The 6,110-nt window shown below is 38.9% G+C and carries 5 protein-coding genes and 1 pseudogene; all 6 read right to left on the bottom strand.

The genetic code is table 11. The features are described from left to right. Nucleotides 1-494, bottom strand: a pseudogene (locus ACFX4L_RS24700) (transposase); the annotation flags it as partial. A 1,075-nt stretch (nt 495-1,569) separates the two neighbouring features. Continuing rightward, complete coding sequence (locus ACFX4L_RS24695) at nt 1,570-1,704, bottom strand: hypothetical protein (RefSeq protein WP_284470707.1); 135 nt, start codon at nt 1,702-1,704, stop codon at nt 1,570-1,572. 492 nt (nt 1,705-2,196) lie between these two features. After that, complete coding sequence (locus ACFX4L_RS24690) at nt 2,197-3,465, bottom strand: glutamate-5-semialdehyde dehydrogenase (protein ID WP_483878240.1); 1,269 nt, start codon at nt 3,463-3,465, stop codon at nt 2,197-2,199. An 18-nt stretch (nt 3,466-3,483) separates the two neighbouring features. After that, nucleotides 3,484-4,599, bottom strand: a complete 1,116-nt coding sequence (gene proB, locus ACFX4L_RS24685; protein WP_284470705.1) for a glutamate 5-kinase — start codon at nt 4,597-4,599, stop codon at nt 3,484-3,486. Between the two features lie 49 nt (nt 4,600-4,648). After that, entirely contained in the window at nt 4,649-5,491 is an 843-nt protein-coding gene (gene proC, locus ACFX4L_RS24680) for a pyrroline-5-carboxylate reductase (RefSeq protein WP_284470704.1), read from the bottom strand. A gap of 496 nt (nt 5,492-5,987) precedes the next feature. Next, nucleotides 5,988-6,110 (bottom strand): IS3 family transposase (locus ACFX4L_RS24675; protein WP_377406570.1); only part of this gene is annotated, 123 nt, incomplete at its 5' end.

Raw genomic sequence — 6,110 nt, 5'->3', positions numbered from 1 at the left:
GACCGTAAAGCCTCTTTTCTTTAATTCAACCTTAATCTTACGTGTTCCGTACGCCTTACGGTTTTTATCAAAAATATCTAAAATGGCGTTTGTGACATCGTCTTCTGAGATTCGTTCTTTTGCTTCGTAATAATAGGTACTCCTTGAAAGCTCTAGGACGCCACACATTGCTGATACCGAGTATTTATCTTTGTTCCGTTTAATGACATTTACTTTCGTCCTAGTATCAGCGCGGCTTGCTTTAAAATATCATTCTCCATCTGTAACTTCTTCAGTTCTTTTCGTAGTTTAATAAGTTCTTGTTCCTCAGGTGAACGGTTATCTTTTTCTTTAAAAGAACCTGTGTTTTAACTCTGTTGTATCCACCGGTCTAAAGAAGAAGGAGTAAGTTCATATTCTTCAATAAGAGCCTTACGGTTTTTCCCATTTTGGTAGAGTTGAATGATCTGTTGTTTAAATTCGGAAGTGAACGTACGGCGTTCTCGCTTGGTCATTTTGAATTCTCCCTTATCTGTAGTGTGTTAAGTGTATCTGCCCTTAAAACTTCTGTCCAGATAAGTGTAGACGATTCATATCTTTAATATTTAAGGGGGAAAAATAATGAATTCAATCATTGTTATCTCTATAGCATTATCTGGTTTATATTGTTAATATTATCGTTCATGGTTCATTTCTTATATAAGACAGTAGAAAAATCACATAAAAGAAATAAAACAACTCTTTACAAAGGCGAAGATGGTTTTCCTATAGGTACCCATTACCCTACCCAAAAGTTTTTAATAGTATTTATGGGAATGAATTAAATATTAATTCTCCTAATAAAGAAACAGTACTGATTTTCACCCAATCTACTTCTAGTATATGTAAACGTGTATACGCTATATTAGATCTAGTGAGAAAAAAGTATTCAAACAAGGAATTTATTATTTTAATGGTGGCTTAAAAAGAAGAAGCACTGAACTATGTAAACGAGTACTTTTTAAATAATTTTCAGGTAAGTTTAATAAAAGAAGGAGACCTAGAAGATCTTGGTATCTCTAGTGTTCCATTTTCGTATTTACTATCATCAGAAGGCAATGTTTTAAATAAAGGGGTAGTTAATCCTATTGAGCACTTTGACATTCTTTTTTCACAAGAGGAAGATAGAAAAATTTCTTAATCTTTTTTTATCTAATTTTTACAATACTACGATATGAAAGGTATTTCTTTCATATGAATGTAATGCTTAAACTCACTTCATAAAAAAAGCCAAAGTAAAGGTCGATAATCCTGTAAAAAGCATGCTGATGAGTGTTGATAAAAAAGTAAATAAAAGCCACTTTAAAGAGTTTTTGAATAATTTCTTCATTATCCGTTTACCTCTTTAGCTTTATTTTCTTTCCAATAGACGTCTGAAAATACTTCAGAAAATGCATCAATACTTCTATCTAGGGGTACAGCCATGGGTAGCGTCACATCGCCATCAAGTTAAAATTTTGTAGGATCCCCAATACGAAATTTTGGACTTTTCTTGTAACTTATAAGCTCAGTTTATCGTTTTTGGTGGACGCGGTACCCTTTTTTATCAACTTACTGCTGTTTATAGTCTGATACAAAATTTCTTATTTCTTGTATCGGTATTTCCAAATTAATAACCATTTGAATGAGTTCAATCCATTCTTTATCAAGTTCTTCTACTGTATCGTTTGCCTCCTTACTTAGCATTACTATTCCCCTATCAGAATCAGCGGGTAACCCCCAGGTATCTTTCTCAAACCAGATTCACCTTCTTTTCTTGATACCCCTGTGATTCTTCGTGTAGCAGTTCCGACTGCTCATATAGGCTTTTAGATGTCTGATAGTCATCGAAATCCACTTTTAAATCTATCTGTAATTTTCCTTTTAATTCGCGATTTGACTTTTTCCATTCCTCTAAACTTTTTATGTAAAAGAGTTTTGAAAACCTCGGTTTTATATTTTCCCAGTGAAAATAAATAAGATATCACACCATTGCAACAAATCTTCACGGTATTGTTTTTGTTCTTCTATAGACAGCTTTAAAATCATATCCCGCATCGGCTAAAACGTGCTCAATGTTCAAAATAAGGATGCTGTTATGCCTTTAAGCAAAGGATTTTTGCGAATTTTTTTCTGATTTCCGCAAAAAAAGACCACCCTTACTAAAAAGGATGATCGGTCCTGTTGAAAATAGACTTCTTACCTAATCTGCCCATTCCCACTCATCATATATTTAATCGTTGTCAGTGCAGGCAATCCCATCGGTCCGCGCGCGTGAAGCTTTTGGGTTGAGATGCCGATTTCTGCCCCAAAGCCGAGTGCTCCTCCATCTGTAAATCTAGTGGAAGCATTGTGGTATATTGCGGCTGCATCCACTAATTGCATGAATCGCTTAGCCGTATCATCATTTTCTGTAATGATAGCCTCTGAATGCTTTGTGCCGTACTGATCAATATGCTCAATGGCTTCATCTAGACTGTTGACCGTTTTAACTGCAAGATCTAAGCTTAAATATTCGTTGGCCCAATCCTCTTCGTTTGCAGGGATTACATTGAGCAAGACTGCAGCTGCTTCTTGATCACCGTGAATCGTAATGCCATATTCCTTTAACGTTTCTGCAAGAATTTCTTTATTTTCACTCAGCCAATCTTTATGAACGATAAGTGTTTCCGCTGCATTGCATACAGCAGGACGATCTGTCTTGGCATTGATAATTATGTTTAAAGCTTTTTCTGCCTCAGCTTCTTTATCAAAATAGATGTGGCAATTTCCTACACCTGTTTCAAGGACCGGAACCGTCGCATTTTCTACAACCGCCTTGATTAAAGAAGCACCGCCTCTAGGAATTAAAACGTCGATATGCTCCTTCATGGTAAATAACTTCTGAGTTGTCGCACGGTCTGTTGAAGCAATGAATTGCACGGCTTCTTTAGGTATCTTTGTTTTTTCAAGGGCGCGGTGCATCACTTCAACAATCATTTTGTTGGATGAAAGCGAGGATGATCCTCCTTTCAGCACAATTGCATTACCTGACTTCAATGCAAGTCCTGCCGCATCTGCCGTTACATTTGGACGTGCTTCGTAAATCATTCCAATGACACCAAGGGGAACGCGTACCTCTTGCACTTTCAAACCATTTTCAAGCGTCCAGCCGGAAAGAACATCACCCGTTGGATCCGGAAGACCAGCAACCTGGCGCAGTCCCTCTGCAAAGTCACTGACTCTTTCTTGAGTTAGTGCAAGACGATCCATATACGCCTGGTCAAACCCTTTTTCTCTTCCTTTTTTCAAGTCCTTTTTATTTGCGTCCAAAATGATTCCATATTCTTTTTCTAATTCATTCGCTACAATTCTAAGTGCATCATTTTTTTCCTCAGTTGTCAGCATGCTTAATATTTTCGCTGCTTTTTTCGCTGTGATTGCCTGTTCTTCCACCGTCATTGGTTTAAGCGGTGCAACACTCATCAAAACCCCTCCTGTAAGTTTTTAGCTTGGCACCTTCATTGAGAAATCGAGAGAACATACAAACGTCTCTTGATCAATAGCTGCCGCCGTTTCGTTTTTAGTTTCTTGTGTCAGCTGTTCAGTTGAAAAGTTGATTCTGCCGAGACCGAATTCTTCTCCCTCTTCGTCAAGGATGGTCACAACGGCCCCATCGTTAAATCTTCCGTTCACTTCCTGAATATCGATTGGATATATATTTCTCTGCTGATCAATTATGGCTGTTTTCGCTTTTTGAGAAATGATGATTTTGCCCTCAGGGCCTGAATGAAACGCAATCCATTGCTTTTTCTTATCAAGGTTAAAGGCATTCGGCTTCGGCTCAAAATACGTACCTCTGGCAGTGCCCTTCACTGCATCCATCAGGATATCCCTTGTGCTTGATTTTCCTAAAAAGGACTGAATGCCGGATGCCATCGCAATTTTAAAGGCTGCAATTTTTGATTTCATGCCGCCTGTACCGACTGGGCTTCCTGTTCCCCCAGCTGCTGCTTCAATTTCAGGTGTGATGGCATCTACTTTTTTAAGCAATTTCGCATCTGGATTATTGTTCGGATTGTCATTAAAAAGTCCATCAATATCAGATAAAATAATCAGGAAATCAGCACCAATCAGCGCGGCCACCTTAGCAGACAGCGTATCATTGTCTCCAAATTTCAATCGATCGACTGTGACTGTATCATTTTCATTTACAATCGGAATAATTCCGCGTTCCAATAAGACATTCATCGTATTTTTCATATTGCCATAGCGTGTTTCATCGGAAAAATCACTTCTTGTAATTAACAGCTGTGAAGCGACGTATCCGTGAGATAAAAAGAGTTCTGAGTAAGATTCCATTAATAGACCCTGTCCGATGGAAGCTGCTGCCTGCTTTTCAGGTAAGGCAGATGGACGCTTGATGCACCCTAACTTACGATAGCCCGCTGCTACTGCTCCAGAAGAAACTAAAACCGTTTCATATCCTGCATCCTTTAGCTCTACAATCTGATCCGCCAGCTTCTCAAGTTTTCTGCGGCTGAGCTCACCATGCATGCTGGTCAGTGAACTGCTTCCAATCTTAATAACAACTCTCTTTATCTGTTTCTTTTCTTTGAACATCCTATCCCTCCTGATTTTTCTCCTTTAAACCTACATTCTTAAACTCTGATTAAGACGTCACCAATGCTACTGCCATCTCTTCATTCAGCTCTTTCGAACGTTTCGCCGCTTGATGAATCGCCTGTGAAATGGCTCTGCCGCCATTATTTTTCCGTAAAGCAGCAAGTCCGGATGCTGTCGTTCCATTTGGTGAAGTGACCTTCTCTCTGAGACTTGCCGGTGCTTCGTCGTTCACCAAAATCATCTTGGCTGCGCCTAAAATCGTTTGGGCAACAATCTCACGGACCATCGCTTCATCCATACCCTTTTCAACGCCAGCGTGTTCCATGTGCTCCATTAAATAATAGAAGTATGCAGGTCCGCTTCCTGCAATTCCTGTAAAAATATCCATTTGCTCTTCCTCAATTAAGAACACTTTTCCCATACAGCCAAGCAGTTCTTTCACTGCTATCACATTGTCCATCCCTGTATGTCTTCCCGGACATAACGCAGTTGCCGACTCCCGGATCATACTCGACGTATTCGGCATCAACCGCACAACCTGCTGTCCAAGCTGTAGATGATTTTCCATAAATTCAGTGGAAATGCCCGCTAATACAGAAATCACAACTTGATCCACTCTTACTTTCTCTTTGAGTGCATCGAGAGCATCTGCTGCTCCCTGGGGCTTCATTGCCAAAATAAAGAAATCAACTTCTTCATATGGCAATGCATCCTGATGGACCGCATGAACTCCATACACGTGATTCATTTCCTTTAGTCGTAATTGATTGCTGCGATTTGTCACATAAATTCTCTCTGCTGGTATGCTCCCAACCTGCACAATTCCTGAAATCATCGACTCTGCCATCGAACCGGCTCCTAAAAATGCAACAATTTTATCTCTCAACATTATGCCCCCTAAAAGTTCATTGTTCGTAATTCTGTTCGTATTTTTCAACCTTTTTATCGTAACATGCTGAGATTTAGATTCAAGGGAAGAGAGGACATTCATAAGGAAAAGGCCGAGATAGTGAAAGGAAGCGTTTTCATCTGGTGCTTACATGCCAGTAAGGTCATTTAATCAGGGATAATCCGCTGTAATCGGGGTATTTGCGGATATTTTAGGAAGAAAAACGAAATAAAACAATTCAGTAGCTGTTTTCTCGTTCGAAAAAATATATTAAAAATAAGCGAACGTTCGAAAATGATTTTTGTGGTTTTACAAACGCTCAAAACAGGTGTTTTTAATCAAAAATACCCCATTCGTAAAAGTATACTTTTATGAACGGCAGCGACAATGCTATATTTCCTATTTCAGAAACTTTATATGTTAAGAGAATTTTCAACTTAAAAAGTCGATCTCCACTACGTGAACTGCACCCCATAAAGTTAGACAGGTTATTTCGTTAGGCAGCCCGTTGGGCATGAACTCGGTATTGTACCGGGCTCATGCCTTTTAATTTTGCCTTGATTCGTTTGTGATTATAGTATTCTATATATTTTGCTAGTTCTTGTTTAAAGTGTTCCAC

The organism is Peribacillus sp. YIM B13482 (assembly GCF_042787975.1).
In the GTDB taxonomy this organism is placed as follows: domain Bacteria; phylum Bacillota; class Bacilli; order Bacillales; family DSM-1321; genus Peribacillus; species Peribacillus simplex_A.
This window is presented reverse-complemented; position numbering and strand designations above follow the sequence as displayed.

Coding starts and splice junctions, on each gene's coding strand:
- ACFX4L_RS24695 (WP_284470707.1), bottom strand. CDS start 1,704: ATGCTAAGTAAGGAGGCAAACGATACAGTAGAAGAACTTGATAAAGAA.
- proB (WP_284470705.1), bottom strand. CDS start 4,599: ATGTTCAAAGAAAAGAAACAGATAAAGAGAGTTGTTATTAAGATTGGA.
- proC (WP_284470704.1), bottom strand. CDS start 5,491: ATGTTGAGAGATAAAATTGTTGCATTTTTAGGAGCCGGTTCGATGGCA.